An 18,918-nucleotide genomic window follows, 5' to 3' on the forward strand; every position below is an offset into this window, starting at 1 on the left:
AACGGTTCGGTTCAGGCTTGGCGAAGGATGATATTTTTCATAATGGCATGGTAGATGAGCAGCCCCCCGCCTGGGCGGCTCAAGACGGTCCCGTAGCTCAACTGGATAGAGCATCAGATTTCTACTCTGAGGGTTGCAGGTTCGAATCCTGCCGGGATCGCCAGTCCATCATCGATCAACCGCCTTCACGAACGCGTGGGTAACCATACGCGGGCCTTTGAACGTCGCCGATCAGGCCTATGTATGCGCCGGGCGAGTTGCGCCCGGTTAAGGACTCCGATGCTTCCAACGGAATGGACGAGAATGGCGATCGCATCGGCGGTGGCGATCGTCGCGATGTCGTATCTGGCAATCGACGCAGGCGTCGTGAATACCAGCGTGGTCACAAGGCCCATCAAGGTGGCTCAGGCATCGATCGTTGGCGCTGCGATGGGCCAGCATCACCTGGCCTTCGCCGTTCAGGAGTGGGCACGACCCAGCCGCGCAAGCTACGATAGCCCCGAAAAGCCGGCCGTGGAGCATTGCCTGGCGATCGACTGATCGAAGCGCCCCTGCACGGGGCTATCGGCGAAATTCATCCTGCATCACCCGTCGACTGACGAGCCTGCCACCACCGCGCAATGGCCGCGGTAAGATCGCCCCACAATTCCGTCGGCAAATCCGAGACTGCCACCCGAACGCTGTAGCGGTCCGTGGTCGCGTCGTGAAACCACTCGGTCGCGGCGAAGTCGAAGCCGAAGCTGCCGGCATGGCGGATCGGGAAGCCTTCTGCGCGAAGATCGTTGCTCATGTCCTCGGCGGCCTGCCGCGCGCTCGGCTCATCGAGGGGGCGGCTTCCCCGGAGGGTGACATAGAGACCGTGGGCGAAATGGAGTTCGGCCGCGAGCGCCGGGAGCTTCGCAGCAAAATGGCGGGCCATGTGTCGGCCGTTGCGCAAGATCGCGGCCACGCGCCGCTTCGTGAGGGCCAGATAAGCCGCGCTGCCCACAAAGGGCGGAAAGTGCGCCGGCAACGCCGCACAGCCGAGCAGACGCACCGCGTTGCGCGTTTCGGCCGAAAGACGGGACCAGGGGAATTTCGTTCGCGGCTCATGCTCATTGTTCTGCACGAAGACCGCCGAGCCGAGCCGGCCATATTCCGCCCCGAGCGAATCGAGCTTGTTGTGGCTTCGCACCAGCACCAGCGGAATTCCGGATCGCCGGGCCCAGCTCAGGACGCGCCGGATCCGGCCCGACCGGCCGGCGAAGCAGGTCGTATCAAAGATCAGAAGATCGAGGCCGGAGCCGTCACAGCGTAGCACCGCTTCAAGCGCGCCAGCGACGGAGCAGGAGTCCAAGAGAAGAATCCGCGGCGAATCCGCCGGAGCAAGCGCATCGCGTAGCGGCAGATCCAAAGCCCGGAGTCGCAAATGAGGAACAAGGCCCCGGATCAGTTCCTGCGTTTCACCGTACGAGCCCGGAAGCACCAGGATATCGGCCTTCGCGACGATTTGCGCGGAGGCCAGCAGCACGGCGGAGATCGCGGCCATGCCCGAGGCAGTATAGATCGCCGTGCTCGCAGAGCCGCTGTCGAGCTCATAGAATGACGGACCGCGTACCGTCAGATCGGCCCGCTGATAATCGTAGCTGAACTCGAATGGCCCGCTCGCGGGAGCGGCCGTATGCGACCAGGCCGTCTCCGTCGCTTTCCATTCGTGCAACTCGTGCTCCGCCCTCAGCGCCGCCGTAAGCTGGAATTTGGACGTGACGACATCGTCGACCGATCGCGGACGCGCCAAATCGAGCCGATGTCTCAGGCAGCCGTTCAACAGCCTGAGTTCCTCATGCTTCCGTTCGAGATAGGCCTGAATGGTCTCTATGCGCGTCTTGATTGATCCGATCGCATTTCAACGTGCGGAAAGCCTCACGGGTCCAACGCGCGCGCTGCAACGAACGCCGACGTCCGCAGTTCAGACCTAAGCTAAGGAGAAACACATGGCTGACATCAGAGAGCACATGAAAATCATCGGCAAGGACGGCGCTCATGTCGGCACCGTCGACCGCGTTGAGGGCAACCGGATCAAGCTGACGCGGAAGGACAGCCCGGAAGGTCACAAGGACCATCACCACTATATTGACACGAAATATGTCGGTGCCGTCGAAGGCGATGTCGTCAAGCTTTCAGTGAATGCCGACGCAGTCCCGAAGTCGGAAGCCGCCTGAGACTTAAGCCCCTTCGGGGGCTTTTTGTTTGTTCACGATCCGACTCCGCTTCGTTCCCAAAGCACGAATCGCAACCGGAAAAACCAGCGCGACGCATGTCTTAATGCCGCGTTTCATTCAACCAACTTGTTCAAGCATCCAGCGTCACGAGCTGCGGCCGCAAGCGGTACGCGTCGATCGCGGCATTCGACAGCAGCAGCCTGCGCCGCTCTCCTCGCAGCATCATGCGGTCGATCCTGTTCAGGATGAATTGGGCTGCCTCCCGGTGCTCACCCGTGAGCAGGCCGGATCGGTCGAGATATTTCCAGGCAATCTCGAAAGACTGAGCGCGTAACTCGAGGTCGGTCATAGCCGGCCAACGTCCACAAGGAAGGGACGTTCCTATTCGAACGGAAGCCAAGCAGGCCATGCAGCGCCACGCGCATCGAACCTCGGTCGAATAAAATGTAAAAGTCGCGCGGAACGAGATCAGGACGAGCGCGTTGACGGCATGAAATCAGGTGGTGCCGATCTGCCAGCCCCGATCGGCTTTGAAGGGCCCCGTGCTTGTCCCCCCGAGCACGGGGCTTTCTCATGCGGATCAAGAAGTGACCGGCCGCTCCTTCACCGCCAAATTCGAGAATCCTTCAGTCCGCCCGCTCCTCGCGCCGCTCGCGCGCGAGCTCGTGCCAGGCCAAAGCGAGCTGGATCAGGCGTTGCCGGTCGGCACCTTCCGATGCCGCCGCCCGCTTCATCGCGGCCTCGGCCTCCTGCTGTGGGTCGTACTTGGTACACATGAGGCCGAGCCTAGCCGGCCATCTGGACAAGCGCATGGCAATTTCGTCCGTATGATTGCGGGGTAACGTCCCGTCTTCCGGACGGGCGAGTGCCCGGGCCCCCTCACCTCGTGAAATGCTTGCGCTGATTACGAAGCCGTGAGCTGGGCTTCATTCCGATGATCTGTGAACGGTGTCACAGTCTTGGCGTGGCAGTTCGGCTAAACAATGTGTCGACGCTTCCAGGAGAGCGCGAAGGCATCAATGGTGTTTTCCGTCATGGCACAAGAAGCAGCAACCTCAGCCAACGTTCCGACGCCGCGACAAAGGGGCGACCTGCTCGGCCTCGCCTATCTCGGGACCATCGGCATCGTGATGCTGGCCTGGATCTCCGGCCTGGTCTGGGGCCTGATCGCGTTCTTCAACTGGCTCGTGTCCTGACGCGAGGCGACACGTCGTTTTCACGAACAAGGCTCTTTCACGAGCAGGCCTCTTTCATGAGAGGGATCGCGGCCGAGATCGCGATCTAGAACAGGCAGTGCAGCACCTGCCCTAGCTTGACCCCGCCACACACGATCATAGCCCAAAGCGCCAGGCTGATCTGAATTGCATCCAGCATGTCCCACGTCCCCGCGAATCGATTCCCGCCGTTTCTTTTTCTTTTGAGAATCGCGTGAAGCGTCGAACGGAGCCAGTGCTATTTTGAGGCAGTTATTGTGCGCCGCCGAACGTCGCGCCGACACACACATCCAGACAACGGCCTGATCATGCCAAAATAAAAGAGGCGGGCTTTGCCCGCCTCTCGCAAATCAGGATACGACCCGTGCCTTACCGACAGGCCCGCGGATCGGCCGGCACGTACTGTCCGTCCGGGTAACGGTAGTAGCAATTGCCCTGTGCCCAGTAGTAGCCGGGCTGCGATGCGGCCGCGGCGCCCGTGATCGCGCCGGTAGCGCCACCGAGAACCGCGCCGGCTGCAGCCCCTGTTGCATTGCCCGAGATCAGTCCGCCCAGCACACCGCCGACGATGGCGCCGCCAAGCGCGCTCGCGCCGGGATCCGCCGGTGGCGGCGGGGGTGGCGGTGCATAGGTGACCGCAGGCGGCGGCGGAGCATAGGCCACCGGCACGTCGTCGTAGTACTCCTCCGAGATGTAGGCTGGCGGGCCAGACATGCGCTGCGGATAATAATACCACACGCCACCAACGTCCCACCACCAGCCGGAGCGGCCGTTGTGAACCTCGTGGCGCCAGCGCCCGCCATCCCAGGCGCGGTTGCCGCGATAGGCATGTCCGCCCCAGTCGCGGGTCGGCGCGGGGCCCCTGGCGTAGTTACGTCCGGGCGGCGGGCCGCCCGCATTATGCGGACCGGGACTGGATTGAGGCCGGCTTTCCGGCTGCGGCGCGGGCCGGGCAGCCTGCTGCGGCGGGCTCCTGCGCATATTCTGATTGTTCGGAGACGGCGCCCCTGCGCTCGGGCCTGCCGGAGGCTGACCGATTTCCCTCGAGGGCCTCGCGTCCTGGGCCTGCGCCGGCAGCGCGAGCAACGACATGGCCGAAACCAAGGGAATGATGATCTTCATGTGGTTGGACGCACTCATGCGTGCTTGCCCCCTGCTCTTTCGATTGCTCTCGCAATTGCCGTGGTGCCTGGCGCGATAGACGATTCGGATCGCGCCGGGCTTGATGCCGGCTGACATAGCTGACCTGCTTTGATCAGCGAAGTCCCGTTACAAATGATTAAGATCACGGCAATTTTTGGCCCCGCCGGGCTGCAAAACATCACGCTGAAGCGCTTCTAGCGGGCCGGCTCGATCACGTTGCAGTTGCGGCGCCCGGACATCAGGCAGTCCTGCATCTTGCTGGCCGCGGTAAGGTCTCGGACAAGCCACCAGCCGATTCCGAGGATCACGATCGCAATGATCAGACCGGCGATGGCGCCGCGGCGGTTGTCGCCGGATGGAGGCTTCGGGCGGAATTTCGGCTTCTCGCCCGGTTCGGGCTTGGACGTGGGCATGGCTACCTGATCGCGCGGGCACGCCGGCTTATCACCTCTGCGACGTCCCGTCACATACCGATCGATCGCTTCAGTCCAGCTCGGGGTCAGCCCCGGGTCGCCCGGATCGCATCCTTGCGGGAGGTTTCGACCGCCGGGGTCGCCTGCTCGCCTCGCGGTGCGCAGGTCGTGAGCACGAACGCGGTCTGGGTGCACTCCCAGCCGGCCCCCAGGACGGCGCTCTCGATAGGCTGCGGACGCGCGAGCAGCAGCATCGCACCGGCCACGGCGACCAGGGCGAAGGCAATTGCGAATGCCCGGAGGGTTAATCTTGAGATCGTCATACCCGTGCTCCGTATCGGGCGGACGCTAGGCGTCGCCCTCGTGTCCCCTTATGAGGGACATCACAATTCGGCAGTTTTTCCGGGCTACGAGAGATCGTCGGGGATGGCGATTTCGTTGACCTGATCGGCTGCGATTATGGGTGGCTTCGCGACGCGCAGCGATGTACACGCTTCTGTGTCGCGCGGCGCCTGCTATGCCCAGCCGACGTACCAACAGGCACTGATGTAGGATCGAAAGCGAGGAAGACAAGGCTCGTCGATGAGTGGATTCAGGGAACCCGGCTTCACAGACCGGCAAAAGGCGGCGCAGGAAGCCCGCAAAAATCTTTTGAACAAATTCAAATCCCAACCGGGGCCTGATGATCCCGCGGTTGCGGCGAAGCGTGCCGAACGCGAGGCCCTCGCGGCCAAGCGTGCCGAGGCAAAGGCCGCGCGCGAGGCTGAAAAGGCCGAGCAGAAGCGCCAGGAGGAAGAGGCAAAGGCCGCCGAAGCCGCGCGGATCGCCCGCGAGGCCGAGGAAGCTGCCGAGAAGGCCGCGGCTCTCGAAGCCGAGCAGAAGGCCAAGCGCGACGCACGTTACGCAGCCCGCAAGGCCAAGCGCAAGTAACCACAATGGGATGAGCGCAGAGGGTAAAACCACCCTCGCGCCACGCCTGCGTCGGTGCTATACTATATTGCGGCAGCCGATCGGAATCGGACGCGAGGTAGACTTGCATGGGCTCTAATTCGTGGGGCGCCGACAAGGTCGGAAGTATCGATGTGTTCGGCACGTATTTGAACGAAATACGGGGCTCGACGCTGATGGAGCGCATCCTTGATCTGACCACCCACAAGGGTGCGCTGCCGATCAGCATTCTCGTAAAGCACCTGGACGGAAATCCGCAGGAAGTCGTCTCCGCGCTCATGAAGGCCGAGGAGCTCGGCTACGTTCGACTCGAGAAGCAAGCCGACGAGACGATGGTGATACCGCTTACAAAATAATTGTTCGAAGTCGCATCTCAACCGGAAGGGGGCTGAGGATGAGCGACACAATTGTATTGATTTTGGTTCTCTGTGTAGGCGCAGCAGCTGGCGCAATCGAACTGGTCGGGCGTTATCGCGACGAACCTGCGCGTGCTCTTATTTCGGTGGGAGCCGTGATCTATGTTGCGGTCAACGTCATCGCCGCCGTTATCGGACTTTACCTGCTGCGAACGGTGGGAAAGAGCCTCATCACCGAGACCGACCAGCTCAACCGCTCGATCTACGAAGTGCTGTTGGCCGGCATCGGCTCCATGACATTTCTGCGATCATCAATCTTCAAGATCCGACTGAACGATACTGAGGTCGCCGTCGGCCCGGCCGCTCTGCTCGATGTTTTGCTTCTCGCAGCGGATCGCGGCGTGGACCGCCGGCGCGGAAAGGCCCGCGCCCAGGAGGTCAGCGAGGCCATGGCGAATGTCTCGTTCGAGAAGGCCATCACCACGCTGCCGCCATTCTGCTTTGCGCTCATGCAAAATCTCAGCAAGGACGCTCAGAAGGAATTTTCGGATCAGGTCAAGGAAATCCAGCAAAATCCCTCGATTGACCCACACGTCAAATCGCTGCTGTTGGGCCTCGCCCTCATGAACATCGTGGGGGTCAACGTCGTCAGGACGGCGACCAAGCAACTGGCGAACTTCATCAGCTACCCCAGGGATGCCGAGGCTCCGAAACCAGACGGTCGTCGCTTCAACGAGCTTCTCACTGAAGTGACGCGATCCTGGACCGGCACCGGGTCGACCGGTGCCGAAGCCGCAAGCGCAGGTGCGACAGATGAAGCAACGGCGCGCCCAGCTAGGGCGGGCACAGCGGCTGGGCCCGTTGCCCCTCAACCGCCACGTGGCGGACTTACGGGCGCAGGCGCGTCCGTGGAGGAGGCGAAGAGCGCTCCGCCGTCGGGCGAACCCATCGTGGTTCATACCGAGGATGACGCGGAACCGGAGGGGACCGAGCCGCAATCCGATGCGCCCGGCGACAAGCGGAGCCCTCCGCCCGCCGGCTGAGACAGGACAGACTCAGTTTATGATTAAGGTTTTTCGGCCGCCGTAACACGGCGGCCGAAAGCGCGACGATGCTTCACTTCTTCATCATCCCATCGTCCTTCTTCATGCCGTCCTTCGACATGTGATCCTTCTTCATGCCGTCGTCCTTGGACATGGTGTCCTTCTTCATCATGCCGTCCTTGGACATCGTGTCCTTTTTCATCATGCCGTCATCCTTGCCCATCTTGTCCTGGGCGAAAGCGGCCGGCGACAGCGCAAGGCCAAGCGAGAGAGCGGCAGCCGAGACGCCGAGCACGATGCGGGTGCGAATGGTCATGGATTATCTTCCCTTCGAGATGGTGTTGGTCAGCGACGGACGCCGCTAATCAATCTCGACGGATGGACCGTCTGCGTTGTTACGCCGCCGTCGCTAAATTTTAGCGAGCCGGTCTGCGATCCGCCGTTCGAAGGAGCCCGGAGCCTGTCGCGGGGACCGGAAGTGTGCAGCGCAGCACAGCCGACACTTGCCGCGGCATTCGGTCTCGAACTATCAGATGAGAGAATATCGGGTGAAAGACCGGCTAGGATGGGCCTACGCACCGGTCACACATGACCCGCCCAATCACGCCAACAAGAATCGTTCAAAGAAACGTTCAAGGGGATCACACCATGATCACGCGCCGCCATCTGATCGCGACCGCCGTCGCCGCACCGGCCATTATCCGCCTCGGCACCGGGACCGCGCAGGCCGCAACCACGCTGAAGATCTCGCACCAGTTCCCGGGCGGCACCATCGACAAGGGGGACTTCCGCGACCGCCTCTGCCGCATGTTCGCCGCTGAAGTCGCCAAGCGCAGCAATGGCGACATCGCGGCCGAGATCTATCCGAACTCCTCGCTGATCAAGACCAATGCGCAGTTCTCGGCGATGCGCAAGGGTGCGCTCGACATCTCGCTCTATCCGATGCCCTACGCCGGCGGCGAATTGCCGGAAACCAATATCGGCCTGATGCCCGGCCTCGTCACCACCTACGACCAGGGCATGCGCTGGAAAAAGGAGCCGGTCGGCAAGGCGCTGACCGACTTCCTCGCCGACAAGGGCATCATCCTGCTCACCTGGGTCTGGCAAGCCGGCGGCGTCGCCAGCCGCTCCAAGCCGATCGTCGCACCGGAAGACGCCAAGGGCCTGAAGGTGCGCGGCGGCTCGCGCGAAATGGACATGGTGCTCCAGACTGCCGGCGCCTCGGTGCTGTCGGTGCCTTCGAACGAAATCTACGCGGCGATGCAGACCGGCGCCTGCGATGCCGGGATCACCTCCTCGACCAGCCTGATCTCGTTCCGCCTCGAAGAGGTCGCGAAGTCGCTGACGTCAGGGGCCGGTGCCTCCTACTGGTTCATGCTCGAGCCGCTGATGATGTCGAAGGCCATCTTCGATAAGCTGCCGAAGAACCACCAGGACATCCTGCTCACGGTCGGCACCGAGCTCGAAGCCTTCGGCCGCAAGGGTGCGCAGGATGACGACGTCGAGGTCGCCAAGGTCTACGAGAAGGCCGGCGCCAAGGTCTCGGCGCTCGATGCCGCGACCGTCGGCAAGTGGCGCGACATCGCCCGCGACACCGCCTGGAAGGACTACAGCGCCAAGACCACGACCGCGGCCAACCTGCTCAAGCTCGCCACCGACGTCGCCGCATGAGCCACGGTCCGCTTCCGGATCGTGACGTCCGCACAACCGTTGCCGCAGGGACCGGCCCTGCGGCGACAATCGATCGCGGTCTTGCCATCCTCAACAGCATCATCGTCTTGTTCGCCGCGGTCGCATTGGTCGCGGCCTGCGCCATCCTGAGTTACAGCGTGCTCAGCCGCGCGCTGTTCAAAGCCGCCAATTATTGGCAGGACGAGGCTGCGGTGTTCCTGCTGGTCGGCGCGACCTTCATGACGGCGGCGTACGTGCAGCAGAACCGCGGCCATATCGGCATCGAGGCCTTCGTCGGCTTGTTGTCGCCGCTGGCGAACAAGGTCCGGCTCTGGCTGGTCGACCTCGCCACTTTCCTGTTTTGCGCCTTCTTCACCTGGAAGTCCTGGACACTGGCCCATGAAGCCTATGTCGACGGTCAGGTCTCGAACTCGATGTGGTCGCCGCCGCTCGCCATCCCCTATTCGCTGATGGCGTTCGGCATGAGCCTGCTCTGCATCCAGATCCTCGTGCAGCTTGCGCTGCCCTTCACCGGAGCCAGGCGTTCATGAGCGTGTTCGGTATCGGCGTTGCCTACGGCGTTGCGACGCTGCTGGTTATGTTCTCAGGGATGCCGATCGCGTTCGCGCTCGGCGCCGTCGCGGTCGTGTTCATGGGCATCTACATGCCCTCGGCCTCCCTCGATACGGTGACGCAGAACGTCTACGAGGAAATGGCTTCGATCACGCTGTTGTCGATCCCGCTCTTCATCCTGAAGGGCGCCGCGATCGGCAAGTCGCGTGCCGGCCAGGATCTCTATTCGGCACTGCATGCCTGGCTGCACCGTGTGCCCGGCGGTCTCGGCGTTGCCAACGTGTTCGCCTGCGCGCTGTTCGCGGCGATGGCAGGCTCCTCGCCCGCCACCTGTTCGGCGATCGGCTCGGCCGGCATCCCCGAGATGCGCAAGCGCGGCTATTCCGGCGGCTTTGCGGCCGGCATCATCGCCGCCGGCGGTACGCTCGGCATCCTGCTGCCGCCCTCGATCACCATGATCCTGTTCGCGGTTGCCGCCGAAAAGTCGCTCGGGCGGCTGTTCCTCGCCGGCATCGGCCCCGGCCTGCTGCTGGTCTCGCTGTTCGGCTTCTATGCGGTGTACCGCTTCCGCCGCGAATATGCGGCGGCCGAAGCGATCTACAAGAACGGCGGCCCGGAGGCTCCGATCCTCGCCCGCGACGAATACACGCTGGCCGAACGTTTCAGCGTGCTGCCGCGCGTGATCCCCTTCGTGCTGCTGCTCACCGGCGTCATGATCGCGCTCTATGGCGGCTACGCCACGCCGTCGGAAACCGCCGGCCTCGGCGGCCTCCTCGCACTGGCGCTGATCGCGGCGATCTACAGCGTGTGGCGGCCGAGCGACCTTGCGCCCATCATGAAATCGACGATCCGGGAATCAACCATGCTGATGATGATCATCGGCATGTCGCTGCTCTATTCCTACGTGATGAGCTATCTGCACATCTCGCAATCGGTCGCCGAATCCATCGTCGCGATGCACCTGCCGCGCTGGGAGCTGCTGTTCGCGATCCTCGTCATGGTGGTCGTACTCGGCTTCTTCCTGCCGCCGGTCTCGATCATCCTGATGACCGCGCCGATCATCCTGCCCCCCTTACGCGCCGCCAATTTCGACATCATCTGGTTCGGCGTGGTCATGACCATCGTAATGGAGATGGGCCTGATCCATCCCCCCGTCGGCCTCAACATCTTCGTCATCCGCAACGTCGCGCCGGACATTCCCTTGCGCGAGGTGATCTGGGGTACCCTGCCCTTCGTGCTGCTGATGATGCTCGCGGTGCTGCTGCTGTGCATCTTCCCGGGGATCTCGACCGGGCTGCCGGATCTGGTGATGGGGCCGGACGGGAGCAGGTAGCGGCGACCACAACTGCCGTAGGGTGGGTTAGACCGGCGGCTGCGCGAAGCGCAGTCGCTGGGCGTAACCCACCTCTTCTCTCTCCTGAGAGATGAACAGTGGTGGGTTACGCTTCGCTAATTTAACCCATCCTACGATTTCTCCTTCCGCCGCGCTTTCGGCGCGTTCGCCACAACCTGCAACAGATCCTTGCGCACGGCCTCGATGTGCCGCTCCAGGAAGCGGCAGGCGTCCTCTACCTTTCCGGCGCGGCAGAGCGCGATCAGCTCGGCGTGCTCCTTCTCGGCCGTGCCCATCGCCTTGGTGTTGGAGAGCTGCAGGCGCGTGTAGCGGTCGCTGGTCTGGAGCAGCGACAGCACGATCGCGCGGGTGCGCGGCTGCGGGGCGTGGACGTAGAGCGCCATGTGGAAGTCGGCGTTGAGCTGCCCCCATTCGCTGACGTTGCGTGCCTTGATTGCCTTCTCGAAACTCCTGTGGATGTCGTCGAGTCCGTCGAAATCGTCAGCGGTGAAGCGCGGCGCCGACTGCGCCAGCAGGCGCGGCTCCAGAATGCAGCGGAGATCGAACACGTCGTTGATCTCGTCCAGCGACAGCTCCGAGACGATGGCGCCCTTCTGCGGCACGATCCGCACCAAGCCTTCGGCCTCGAGCTGGAACAGCGCTTCGCGGACCGGAATGCGGCTGACGCCATAGGCCTCGCCGAGCGCGTCCTGGCGCAGCTGCGATCCCGCCGGATAGGTGCCGTCGAGGATCGCCTGCCTGAGCTGGTCGACGATCGCGGCCGACAGGGTGCGATGCTTCAGAGGCTGCTTCATCTGACCTTCTGTTGTCCTTTTTTCGACTCGCTCAGTCGACGCGGTCCCTGTCTTGCATGGCGGGGTGCCCAGCAAAAGCCAAGCAGGCCGCAAAAACGAGATGCTCAGCAAAAGCGCGGGGTGACGCCGAAATGACCGCAATCTCTGTTTGACTCCCAAAATGTATAAATTATACATTTGCCAATCGCACGATAAATCTTTCGGGGGTTGGGGCCTTCATGATCGAGCAGACGATGCCGGCCACGCGCGCGCTTAGCGTCCGACGTACGATCGTCCGGATGTCGAGCGCCCTCCTCGCCTTCGAGCGGCTGGCGCTGATGGTCCTGATGTATCTGCTCACCGGCCTGATCCTGGTGAACGTCGTCACCCGCTACTCGCATTTCCCGATCTACTGGATCGACGAATCCGCTGTCTATTGCGTGGTCTGGCTGACCTTCATCGGGGCATCCGCGATGACCCGGCTGCGGCTCGATTTCGCGGTGACCATGTTGACGGAGCGGCTTTCGCCGCAGCACCAGAAGATCGCCAAGGTGATCTCGACCGGCCTCGTCGTCGTGTTCGGCCTCGCTTTGATCGTCACCTGCGTGCTCTGGATGGACCCGGTCGGCCTTGCCCGCGTCGGCTTCGACGGGCGCAAGCTGGCAGGCGAGACCTTCAACTTCCTCTACACCGAGCGGACCCAGACGCTGAACTGGCCGACCTGGGTGATGTACCTGACGCTCCCGATCTTCGCGGTGTCCATGACCATCCACGGCCTCGCCAATCTCCTGGAAGACCTTGGATTGGTGCCGCGCACGAAGCTGAGCGGTTTTCAGCTCTCCGAGCTCGACGGGGTCAATTGATGGTTACGTCAGCGGCCTTCATGGCATTCATGCTGGTCGGCGTGCCGATCGGCCTTTGCCTCTGCCTCGCCGGCCTTGTCTACATCGCGGCGTCTGGCAATCCGGTGCTGTTCCAGTCCTACCCGCTGCAGCTGTTCGGCGGCGTCGACAGCTATGGCCTGATCGCCATTCCGCTCTTCATCCTGATCGGCGAGATCATGAACGGCGGCGGCATCACAAGGCGCATCGTCGACATGGCGATGGCGTTCGTCGGCTCGCTCAAGGGCGGGCTCGCCTACGTCAACATCCTCGCCAACATGTTCATCTCCTCCATCCTGGGATCGGCGACAGCGCAGGTCGCGATCATGGCGCAGATCATGGTGCCGGAGATGGAGAAGAAGGGCTATGACAAGACCTTCGCGGCCGGCCTCACCGCCTATGGCGGCATGCTCGGTCCGATCATCCCGCCATCGGTGATGTTCGTGGTCTATAGCGTGCTGGCGCAGGTCTCGGTCAGCGACATGCTGATCGCCGGCATCGTGCCGGGCGTCATCCTCACCGTGATGTTCTGCCTGGTCATTGCGCTAATGGGCTACATCTACAACTATCCGCGCGCGGATTATCAGACGCCGCGCCAGCGCGTCATGACGATCCTGCGGACGTCACCGACGCTGCTGATCCCGATCGTCATCGTCGGCACCATTCTTGGCGGCCTCGCCAACGCGACCGAATCCGCCGCCGTCGGCGCGGTCGCCGCCGCGCTGGTCGGAAAGTTCTGGACCAAGGAATTCGAGTTCTCCCAGCTGCCGCAGATGATGCTGCGCAGCGCGATCTATTCGGCGATCGTGCTGTTCCTGGTGGCGGCCGCGGCCGTGTTCTCCTGGGTCTTGATCTTCGGCAAGGTGCCGCAGGAGACCGCCGCCTGGATCCAGACGGCAGCGAAAGACCCCGTCAGCTTCATGCTGATCTGCAACGTCATCCTGCTCGTGATCGGCACGGTGATCGACGGCATCCCCGGCCTGATCATGACGGTGCCGATCCTGCTGCCCGTTGCGACCGAGGTCTATCACATCGATCCCAGGCATTTTGGCGTGGTGGTGGTGATCAACCTGGTGCTCGGTCTGCTGTCGCCGCCGGTCGGGCTCTGCTTCTTCGTCGCGGCCGCCGTCACCGGCGCCAAGCCCGGCAAGATGTTCATGGTGACGCTGCCGTTCTTCGTCATCTCCTGCGTCCTCCTGGTGCTGCTCTCGCTCTACCCCTCGCTCTCGCTGATCCTCGTCAAATAGGCTCGTTCAAAAGGAAGTCCGACCATGCCGTTGTCACGCCGCCGCTTTCTCGCCGCCAGTGCTGCCGCATCAATGTTCGCACCGTCGCTGGCGCTGGCCCAGGCCAAGGAATTCCGCCTGGGCCTGATCACGCCGAACGGTCACTCCTGGAACAAGGCCGCGCTCAAGTTCGGCGACGAGCTCAAGGCCGCCTCCAATGGTCGCCTGACCCTGACCGTGTTTCACTCCGGCCAGCTCGGCAACGAGACCGCGATGATGCAGCAATTGCAGTCCGGCGCGCTCGACATGGGCTTCATCCAGGCAGCAGAACTCGGCTCGCGCGTGCCGCATATCGCTGCGATCAACGCGCCCTACATCGTGCGCTCGACGCCGGCGGTCGCGAAATTCGTGCGGCATCCGGCGGCGGTCAAACTGTTCGAGGTGCTGCCGCAGGAGACCGGCACGATCGGGCTCGGCTGGGGTATCACCGGCATGCGCGCGGTGTTCTCATCCAGGGACCTGAATTCGCTCGCCGACATCAAGGGCATGAAGCTGCGCATCAATCCGACGCCGGTCTATCGCGATTTCTATTCTTCGCTGGGCGCCGCGCCCACCCCGATCCCGACGCCGCAGGTGTTCGACGCCATGGCCAACGGCCAGGTCGACGGCCTCGAGGCCGATCTCGAATTCTCCTGGAACCAGCGCTTCGACAAGGTCTCCAAGGTCATTCTGCAGATGAACGCCGTCTTCATGCCGATGGCGGCCGTCGTCTCCGGCCGGGTCTGGCAGTCGCTGCCGCCAGCCGACCGCGAGCTGATCACCAAACTGGTGAAGTCGACGCTGGACGCGCAGATCGACGAGTTGGCCGGCAACGAGCCAACGCTGATCGAGAACTTCAAGAACGCCCCGATCCCGATCCGCCAGGTCCCGGCCGGCGACACCGAGGCCGTCATTGCCGAGTTCGACAAGATCTGGCTGCCCAAGGCGCCCGTCCTCGCCGAGCTGCGCAAGATCGGCGCGACGCTCTGAACCATCCGTCATCCCTATTTCGCCACGACCGGCGGCCCCAGCCCCCCCGCCGGCAATACACTTGGAGTGAACTCATGAGCCGCCACGTTTCCTGGGAAGGCGTCTTCCCGGCCGTCACGACCCAATTCAACGACGACCTGTCGCTCAATATCGATGCAACTGCCAAGGTGATGGACGGGTTGATCCGCGACGGCGTCTGCGGCCTGATCGTCTGCGGCTCGGTCGGCGAGAACACCTCGCTCGAGCGCAAGGAGAAGGTCGCGATCATGGAGACCGCCAAATCGGTCGCGGCCGGCCGCGTGCCCGTGCTGTGCGGCATTGCCGAATTCACCACGGCCTTCGCGGTCGAGACCGCCAAGGAAGCCGCGCGCGTCGGCATCGACGGCGTCATGGTGATGCCGGCGCTGGTCTACTCCTCCAAGCCGCACGAGACCGCCGCGCATTTCCGCGCAGTCGCGAGCGCAACCGACCTGCCGGTGATGCTCTACAACAATCCGCCGATCTACAAGAACGATGTCACCCCCGACATCCTGGCCTCGCTGGCGGACGTCGAAACGGTCGTCTGCTTCAAGGACTCCTCCGGCGACACGCGGCGCTTCATCGACACCCGCAACATGGTCGGCGACCGCTTCGTGCTGTTCGCCGGCCTCGACGACGTCATCGTCGAGAGCGTCGCCATGGGCGCGGTGGGCTGGGTCTCCGGCATGTCGAATGCGTTTCCGCGTGAGGGCGAGACGCTGTTTCGCCTTGCCAAGGCAGGCCGCTTCGCCGAGGCCATGCCGCTCTACGAATGGTTCATGCCGCTCTTGCATCTCGACGCGCGCCCCGACCTCGTCCAGTGCATCAAGTTGTGCGAGCACATCATGGGCCGCGGCACCGCGCTGACCCGCCCGCCCCGCCTCGCGCTGCTGCCGCACGAGAAGGCCGAGGTCGAGGCCATGATGGCCAAGGCGCTGAAGAACCGGCCGCGCCTGCCGGATGTCGGCCTGAAGGCGGCGTGAGGGCAGGCCTCCTAGGGTGGGCAAAACGACTTGTCCGCCGTAGCTCGAAGAGCGAAGGCGAAAGCGTGCCCACCACCTGGCTCCACCATGAGAAGATGGTGGGCACGGCGCGATACGCCTTTGCCCACCCACGGCACCTGCGCTCGCAATGACGGCGACCTAGGAAGCCGCCCGCTTCCTCTTCGCATTCAGCGCCGACGCCACGCGGCTCACGGGCGGCTTGCTCAGCACACCGGCCATCGCGTTCGTCGCCGCCAGCAGCTTGTCCATGTCGACGCCGGTCCTGATGCCCATGCCTTCGAGCATGTAGACGACGTCCTCGGTCGCAACGTTGCCGGTCGCGCCCGGCGCGTAGGGACAGCCGCCGAGACCGCCGGCCGCGGCATCGATGACGCGGACGCCCTCCTCCATCCCGGCATAGAGATTGGCGAGGGCCTGGCCGTAAGTGTCGTGGAAATGCATTGCCAGCTTTGCGGGGGGAACGTTGGCGGCAACCGCGCGCAGCATCTCCTTCGCCTTGACTGGCGTGCCGACGCCGATGGTGTCGCCGAGCGAGATCTCGTAGCAGCCGAGGTCGAACAGCGTGCGCGCGAGATCGGCGACGGCCTTCGGCTTGATCTCCCCATCGAACGGGCAGCCCAGCACGCAGGAGATATAGCCGCGCACCGGTATGCCGTCAGCCCTGGCGCGCGCCAGCACCGGCTTGAAGCGCTCGATGGACTCGGCGACGGTGCAATTGATGTTGGCCCGCGAGAAGCCTTCGGAGGCCGCTGCGAACACCGAGACCACCTTCGCGCCCGCGGCGCGCGCGGCATCGTAGCCCTTCTCGTTCGGGACCAGCACGTGGAATTCAGCGCCCGTCACGTGGGTGATACCGCGCAGCACGGCATCCGAGCTTGCCATTTGCGGGATCGCCTTGGGCGAGACGAAGGCGCCGACCTCGACCGTATCGAGGCCAGCCGCGACCAGGGCCTCGATGAAGGCGATGCGGGCTTCGACGCTGACCGGAACCTTTTCGTTCTGAAGCCCGTCGCGCGGCCCCATTTCGACGATGCGGACCTGGTCGCTCATGTCACGCTCCCCAAGTCATTCTTCCGACGGCTCGACCACGGCAAGCTCGATGCCCTCCTGCACGATGTCGCCGACCTTGCATTTGACGGACTTCAGCACGCCGGCATAGGGCGCGCGCAGCGTCTGCTCCATCTTCATCACCTCGAGGGTGAGGATCGGTGCGCCCTTTTCGAGCGTCGCCCCCTCCTCGGCCAGCACGGCGACAACGGTCCCCGGCAGCGGCGCCGCAATCTTGTCCTCGCCGGTGTGCTCCTCGCTCTCGCCCCCGAACGGATCGACCCAATGCAGGTCGAAGCGGCCGTTGCGCGTGCGCAGATACAGCTCATGGCCGTCGATCACGGCCGCGACGGACGATTTCACGCCATCCAGCGTCAGATCGAAGCCGCCATCCTTCGCGGCAATCGTGAACGCCAGCTCGCGCTCCCCGATCACCAGCGTCGACGGCCCGCTTCCGTAGTTCAGGATGATCTTCTGCTCGTGGCCATGGCCGACGCGAAAGGCAAAACTGCGCTGGCGACGGCCGACCGGCTGCCAGCCGAATGTTTGCCAGGGCGAATGCGCCTCCGCCTGCGATGCCTGTCGCTCGTCGTTGATCACAGCGGCCACCGCAGCGCACAGCTCGAGTTCTCCGGGCGCCGGCGACGCCGACGTCAGAACGGCGAGCTCGCGCTCGATGAAGCCGGTGTCGATCGCATTGGTCCGCACCTTCGGGTGCGTCATCAGCGCCGACAGGAACGAGATGTTGGTGACGATGCCGCGAACGTCGGACTCTTCCAGCCCCCTGTTCAGCCGCTCGATCGCGACATCGCGCGTCGGCGCCCATGCGATCATCTTGGCGAGCATCGCGTCGTAATACGGCGAGACGCTGTCGCCCTCGCGATAGCCGGCATCGATGCGCAGGCCGCCGGTTTCCTCCGGCAGCCGCCAGGTCGAAATCCGGCCGACCGACGGCATGAAATTCTTGGTCGGATTTTCCGCGTAGACGCGTGCCTCGACGGCATGGCCGTTGAGCTTGATCTCGTCCTGCTTGAGCGGCAGCGCCTCGCCGAAGGCGACGCGCAATTGCCATTCGACGAGGTCGATGCCCGTGATCAGCTCGGTCACGGGATGCTCGACCTGCAGGCGCGTGTTCATCTCGATGAAGAAGACGTCCTTGCCGTCGGAGACGAACTCGATCGTGCCCGCGCCGACATAGTTCACTGCGCCTGCCGCCTTTCGCGCGGCTGCGCAGACGGTCTCGCGCTGGGCGGCGTTGAGCGTCGGCGACGGCGCCTCCTCGATCACCTTCTGGTGCCGGCGCTGCAAGGTGCATTCGCGCTCGAACAGCGACAAGAGATTGCCGTGGCTGTCGCCGATCACCTGCACTTCGATATGCCGGGGATTGTCGACATATTTCTCGATCAGCATGCGGTCATCGCCAAACGCGGCCTTTGCCTCGCGCTTGGCGCTGACGATTGCGGGCCCGAGTTCGTCTGCCGAACGCACGATGCGCATGCCGCGGCCACCGCCGCCGGCGGACGCCTTCACAAGGATGGGGAATCCGACCTTCTCGGCCGCCTTCGCCAGCGTCGCATCGTCCTGGGCTTCGCCGTGATAGCCGGGCACCAGCGGCACGCCGGCCTTCTCCATCAGCGCCTTGGAGCCCGATTTCGAGCCCATCGCATTCATCATCTCGGCGGTCGGGCCGACGAAGACGAGGCCGGATTCGTAGCAGGCCTGTGCGAACTCGGCATTCTCCGACAGGAAACCATAGCCGGGATGCACGGCTTCGGCGCCGGTCTTGCGCGCCGCCTCGATCAGCCGCTCGATATTGAGATAGCTGTCGCGGGCGCGCGCGGGCCCGAGCAGCACGGCCTCGTCCGCGAGCGCGACATGCATCGCATCGCGGTCGGCCTCGGAATAGACCGCGACCGTGCGCAGGCCCATGGCGCGGGCGGTGCGGATGACGCGGCAGGCGATCTCGCCGCGGTTGGCGATCAGGAGCGTGCGAAAACGCCGGTAGAGCTTTGAGCGGTCCATCG

Annotated in this window: 23 protein-coding genes and 1 tRNA gene; 14 read left to right on the forward strand and 10 right to left on the reverse strand. The window is 63.7% G+C overall.

Going from position 1 to position 18,918, the window contains the following annotated elements:
• Positions 1-86 precede the first annotated feature (86 nt).
• Together AC0WRY_RS17920 and AC0WRY_RS17925 are read left to right on the forward strand one after the other, a co-directional pair.
• Positions 87-163 (forward strand) — tRNA-Arg (locus AC0WRY_RS17920).
• A 140-nt stretch (positions 164-303) separates the two neighbouring features.
• The gene (locus tag AC0WRY_RS17925) at positions 304-540 is read left to right on the forward strand and encodes a hypothetical protein (RefSeq protein ID WP_246776259.1); all 237 of its coding nucleotides are present in this window, start codon (positions 304-306) and stop codon (positions 538-540) included.
• Positions 541-574: 34 nt separating this feature from the next.
• Here the strand turns inward: AC0WRY_RS17925 and AC0WRY_RS17930 are convergent, their stop codons facing one another.
• Positions 575-1,858, reverse strand: coding sequence for a PLP-dependent aminotransferase family protein (locus AC0WRY_RS17930; RefSeq protein WP_194402151.1), 1,284 nt, complete (start codon positions 1,856-1,858; stop codon positions 575-577).
• Between the two features lie 115 nt (positions 1,859-1,973).
• Here AC0WRY_RS17930 and AC0WRY_RS17935 point away from each other — a divergent pair, with 115 nt between their 5' ends.
• Positions 1,974-2,201, forward strand: coding sequence for a DUF2171 domain-containing protein (locus AC0WRY_RS17935; RefSeq protein ID WP_028136547.1), 228 nt, complete (start codon positions 1,974-1,976; stop codon positions 2,199-2,201).
• Positions 2,202-2,331: 130 nt separating this feature from the next.
• Here AC0WRY_RS17935 and AC0WRY_RS17940 read toward each other — a convergent pair whose 3' ends face one another.
• A complete protein-coding gene (locus AC0WRY_RS17940; RefSeq protein ID WP_194402152.1) occupies positions 2,332-2,550 on the reverse strand; it encodes a hypothetical protein in 219 nt (72 codons plus the stop codon).
• 277 nt (positions 2,551-2,827) lie between these two features.
• Complete coding sequence (locus AC0WRY_RS17945) at positions 2,828-2,977, reverse strand: hypothetical protein (protein ID WP_211417115.1); 150 nt, start codon at positions 2,975-2,977, stop codon at positions 2,828-2,830.
• A 258-nt stretch (positions 2,978-3,235) separates the two neighbouring features.
• Between AC0WRY_RS17945 and AC0WRY_RS17950 the strand changes: the two genes are divergently transcribed.
• Positions 3,236-3,397, forward strand: coding sequence for a hypothetical protein (locus tag AC0WRY_RS17950; protein WP_194402153.1), 162 nt, complete (start codon positions 3,236-3,238; stop codon positions 3,395-3,397).
• Between the two features lie 387 nt (positions 3,398-3,784).
• Here AC0WRY_RS17950 and AC0WRY_RS17955 read toward each other — a convergent pair whose 3' ends face one another.
• The 3 genes from AC0WRY_RS17955 to AC0WRY_RS17965 form a co-directional block, all read right to left on the reverse strand.
• Positions 3,785-4,555 (reverse strand): hypothetical protein, encoded by a 771-nt coding sequence (locus AC0WRY_RS17955; protein ID WP_194402154.1) that lies wholly within the window; start codon positions 4,553-4,555, stop codon positions 3,785-3,787.
• 197 nt (positions 4,556-4,752) lie between these two features.
• Entirely contained in the window at positions 4,753-4,971 is a 219-nt protein-coding gene (locus tag AC0WRY_RS17960) for a DUF2273 domain-containing protein (protein ID WP_194402155.1), read from the reverse strand.
• Between the two features lie 86 nt (positions 4,972-5,057).
• Complete coding sequence (locus tag AC0WRY_RS17965; RefSeq protein ID WP_194402156.1) at positions 5,058-5,294, reverse strand: hypothetical protein; 237 nt, start codon at positions 5,292-5,294, stop codon at positions 5,058-5,060.
• A gap of 259 nt (positions 5,295-5,553) precedes the next feature.
• Between AC0WRY_RS17965 and AC0WRY_RS17970 the strand changes: the two genes are divergently transcribed.
• The 3 genes from AC0WRY_RS17970 to AC0WRY_RS17980 all read left to right on the forward strand — a co-directional run bounded on the left by AC0WRY_RS17970 (position 5,554) and on the right by AC0WRY_RS17980 (position 7,318).
• A complete protein-coding gene (locus tag AC0WRY_RS17970; RefSeq protein ID WP_194402157.1) occupies positions 5,554-5,901 on the forward strand; it encodes a DUF6481 family protein in 348 nt (115 codons plus the stop codon).
• A gap of 107 nt (positions 5,902-6,008) precedes the next feature.
• On the forward strand, positions 6,009-6,275 hold the full coding sequence (locus tag AC0WRY_RS17975; protein WP_194402158.1) for a hypothetical protein: 267 nt from the start codon (positions 6,009-6,011) through the stop codon (positions 6,273-6,275).
• A 38-nt stretch (positions 6,276-6,313) separates the two neighbouring features.
• Positions 6,314-7,318, forward strand: coding sequence for a hypothetical protein (locus AC0WRY_RS17980; RefSeq protein ID WP_491120204.1), 1,005 nt, complete (start codon positions 6,314-6,316; stop codon positions 7,316-7,318).
• 73 nt (positions 7,319-7,391) lie between these two features.
• Here AC0WRY_RS17980 and AC0WRY_RS17985 read toward each other — a convergent pair whose 3' ends face one another.
• A complete protein-coding gene (locus AC0WRY_RS17985) occupies positions 7,392-7,634 on the reverse strand; it encodes a pentapeptide MXKDX repeat protein (RefSeq protein ID WP_194402160.1) in 243 nt (80 codons plus the stop codon).
• Positions 7,635-7,966: 332 nt separating this feature from the next.
• Here AC0WRY_RS17985 and AC0WRY_RS17990 point away from each other — a divergent pair, with 332 nt between their 5' ends.
• The 3 genes from AC0WRY_RS17990 to AC0WRY_RS18000 are packed head-to-tail and all read left to right on the forward strand — an operon-like array spanning position 7,967 to position 10,895.
• Positions 7,967-8,989 (forward strand): TRAP transporter substrate-binding protein, encoded by a 1,023-nt coding sequence (locus AC0WRY_RS17990; RefSeq protein ID WP_194402161.1) that lies wholly within the window; start codon positions 7,967-7,969, stop codon positions 8,987-8,989.
• Positions 8,986-9,540 (forward strand): TRAP transporter small permease, encoded by a 555-nt coding sequence (locus AC0WRY_RS17995; RefSeq protein WP_491120207.1) that lies wholly within the window; start codon positions 8,986-8,988, stop codon positions 9,538-9,540. Before AC0WRY_RS17990 ends, AC0WRY_RS17995 begins: the two co-directional genes overlap by 4 nt.
• Positions 9,537-10,895, forward strand: a complete 1,359-nt coding sequence (locus AC0WRY_RS18000) for a TRAP transporter large permease (RefSeq protein WP_194402163.1) — start codon at positions 9,537-9,539, stop codon at positions 10,893-10,895. Before AC0WRY_RS17995 ends, AC0WRY_RS18000 begins: the two co-directional genes overlap by 4 nt.
• Before the next feature lie 131 nt (positions 10,896-11,026).
• Here the strand turns inward: AC0WRY_RS18000 and AC0WRY_RS18005 are convergent, their stop codons facing one another.
• Positions 11,027-11,710, reverse strand: a complete 684-nt coding sequence (locus AC0WRY_RS18005; RefSeq protein ID WP_491120209.1) for a GntR family transcriptional regulator — start codon at positions 11,708-11,710, stop codon at positions 11,027-11,029.
• A gap of 233 nt (positions 11,711-11,943) precedes the next feature.
• Here AC0WRY_RS18005 and AC0WRY_RS18010 point away from each other — a divergent pair, with 233 nt between their 5' ends.
• From AC0WRY_RS18010 to AC0WRY_RS18025, 4 genes are all read left to right on the forward strand, one after another.
• The gene (locus AC0WRY_RS18010; RefSeq protein WP_491123483.1) at positions 11,944-12,552 is read left to right on the forward strand and encodes a TRAP transporter small permease; all 609 of its coding nucleotides are present in this window, start codon (positions 11,944-11,946) and stop codon (positions 12,550-12,552) included.
• Positions 12,552-13,817: a TRAP transporter large permease gene (locus AC0WRY_RS18015; RefSeq protein ID WP_194402165.1), complete on the forward strand. Its 1,266-nt coding sequence runs from the start codon at positions 12,552-12,554 to the stop codon at positions 13,815-13,817. The genes AC0WRY_RS18010 and AC0WRY_RS18015 overlap by 1 nt, the downstream gene beginning before the upstream one ends.
• Positions 13,818-13,841: 24 nt before the next feature.
• Positions 13,842-14,825, forward strand: a complete 984-nt coding sequence (locus AC0WRY_RS18020; protein WP_491120212.1) for a TRAP transporter substrate-binding protein — start codon at positions 13,842-13,844, stop codon at positions 14,823-14,825.
• Positions 14,826-14,899: 74 nt separating this feature from the next.
• Positions 14,900-15,826 (forward strand): dihydrodipicolinate synthase family protein, encoded by a 927-nt coding sequence (locus tag AC0WRY_RS18025; RefSeq protein ID WP_491120214.1) that lies wholly within the window; start codon positions 14,900-14,902, stop codon positions 15,824-15,826.
• Between the two features lie 159 nt (positions 15,827-15,985).
• Here the strand turns inward: AC0WRY_RS18025 and AC0WRY_RS18030 are convergent, their stop codons facing one another.
• Positions 15,986-16,897 (reverse strand): hydroxymethylglutaryl-CoA lyase, encoded by a 912-nt coding sequence (locus tag AC0WRY_RS18030; protein WP_491120216.1) that lies wholly within the window; start codon positions 16,895-16,897, stop codon positions 15,986-15,988.
• Positions 16,898-16,912: 15 nt separating this feature from the next.
• Entirely contained in the window at positions 16,913-18,916 is a 2,004-nt protein-coding gene (locus tag AC0WRY_RS18035; protein WP_491120218.1) for an acetyl/propionyl/methylcrotonyl-CoA carboxylase subunit alpha, read from the reverse strand.
• Positions 18,917-18,918 lie beyond the last annotated feature (2 nt).

The sequence above is a fragment of the Bradyrhizobium sp. T-12 genome (genome assembly GCF_058314695.1).

Bases quoted from the DNA above. Each gene is read 5' to 3' on its own strand.
- AC0WRY_RS17925 (WP_246776259.1), top strand. From the start codon at position 304: ATGGCGATCGCATCGGCGGTGGCGATCGTCGCGATGTCGTATCTGGCA.
- AC0WRY_RS17935 (WP_028136547.1), top strand. From the start codon at position 1,974: ATGGCTGACATCAGAGAGCACATGAAAATCATCGGCAAGGACGGCGCT.
- AC0WRY_RS17940 (WP_194402152.1), bottom strand. From the start codon at position 2,550: ATGACCGACCTCGAGTTACGCGCTCAGTCTTTCGAGATTGCCTGGAAA.
- AC0WRY_RS17945 (WP_211417115.1), bottom strand. From the start codon at position 2,977: ATGTGTACCAAGTACGACCCACAGCAGGAGGCCGAGGCCGCGATGAAG.
- AC0WRY_RS17950 (WP_194402153.1), top strand. From the start codon at position 3,236: ATGGCACAAGAAGCAGCAACCTCAGCCAACGTTCCGACGCCGCGACAA.
- AC0WRY_RS17955 (WP_194402154.1), bottom strand. From the start codon at position 4,555: ATGAGTGCGTCCAACCACATGAAGATCATCATTCCCTTGGTTTCGGCC.
- AC0WRY_RS17960 (WP_194402155.1), bottom strand. From the start codon at position 4,971: ATGCCCACGTCCAAGCCCGAACCGGGCGAGAAGCCGAAATTCCGCCCG.
- AC0WRY_RS17965 (WP_194402156.1), bottom strand. From the start codon at position 5,294: ATGACGATCTCAAGATTAACCCTCCGGGCATTCGCAATTGCCTTCGCC.
- AC0WRY_RS17970 (WP_194402157.1), top strand. From the start codon at position 5,554: ATGAGTGGATTCAGGGAACCCGGCTTCACAGACCGGCAAAAGGCGGCG.
- AC0WRY_RS17975 (WP_194402158.1), top strand. From the start codon at position 6,009: ATGGGCTCTAATTCGTGGGGCGCCGACAAGGTCGGAAGTATCGATGTG.
- AC0WRY_RS17980 (WP_491120204.1), top strand. From the start codon at position 6,314: ATGAGCGACACAATTGTATTGATTTTGGTTCTCTGTGTAGGCGCAGCA.
- AC0WRY_RS17985 (WP_194402160.1), bottom strand. From the start codon at position 7,634: ATGACCATTCGCACCCGCATCGTGCTCGGCGTCTCGGCTGCCGCTCTC.
- AC0WRY_RS17990 (WP_194402161.1), top strand. From the start codon at position 7,967: ATGATCACGCGCCGCCATCTGATCGCGACCGCCGTCGCCGCACCGGCC.
- AC0WRY_RS17995 (WP_491120207.1), top strand. From the start codon at position 8,986: ATGAGCCACGGTCCGCTTCCGGATCGTGACGTCCGCACAACCGTTGCC.
- AC0WRY_RS18000 (WP_194402163.1), top strand. From the start codon at position 9,537: ATGAGCGTGTTCGGTATCGGCGTTGCCTACGGCGTTGCGACGCTGCTG.
- AC0WRY_RS18005 (WP_491120209.1), bottom strand. From the start codon at position 11,710: ATGAAGCAGCCTCTGAAGCATCGCACCCTGTCGGCCGCGATCGTCGAC.
- AC0WRY_RS18010 (WP_491123483.1), top strand. From the start codon at position 11,944: ATGCCGGCCACGCGCGCGCTTAGCGTCCGACGTACGATCGTCCGGATG.
- AC0WRY_RS18015 (WP_194402165.1), top strand. From the start codon at position 12,552: ATGGTTACGTCAGCGGCCTTCATGGCATTCATGCTGGTCGGCGTGCCG.
- AC0WRY_RS18020 (WP_491120212.1), top strand. From the start codon at position 13,842: ATGCCGTTGTCACGCCGCCGCTTTCTCGCCGCCAGTGCTGCCGCATCA.
- AC0WRY_RS18025 (WP_491120214.1), top strand. From the start codon at position 14,900: ATGAGCCGCCACGTTTCCTGGGAAGGCGTCTTCCCGGCCGTCACGACC.
- AC0WRY_RS18030 (WP_491120216.1), bottom strand. From the start codon at position 16,897: ATGAGCGACCAGGTCCGCATCGTCGAAATGGGGCCGCGCGACGGGCTT.
- AC0WRY_RS18035 (WP_491120218.1), bottom strand. From the start codon at position 18,916: ATGGACCGCTCAAAGCTCTACCGGCGTTTTCGCACGCTCCTGATCGCC.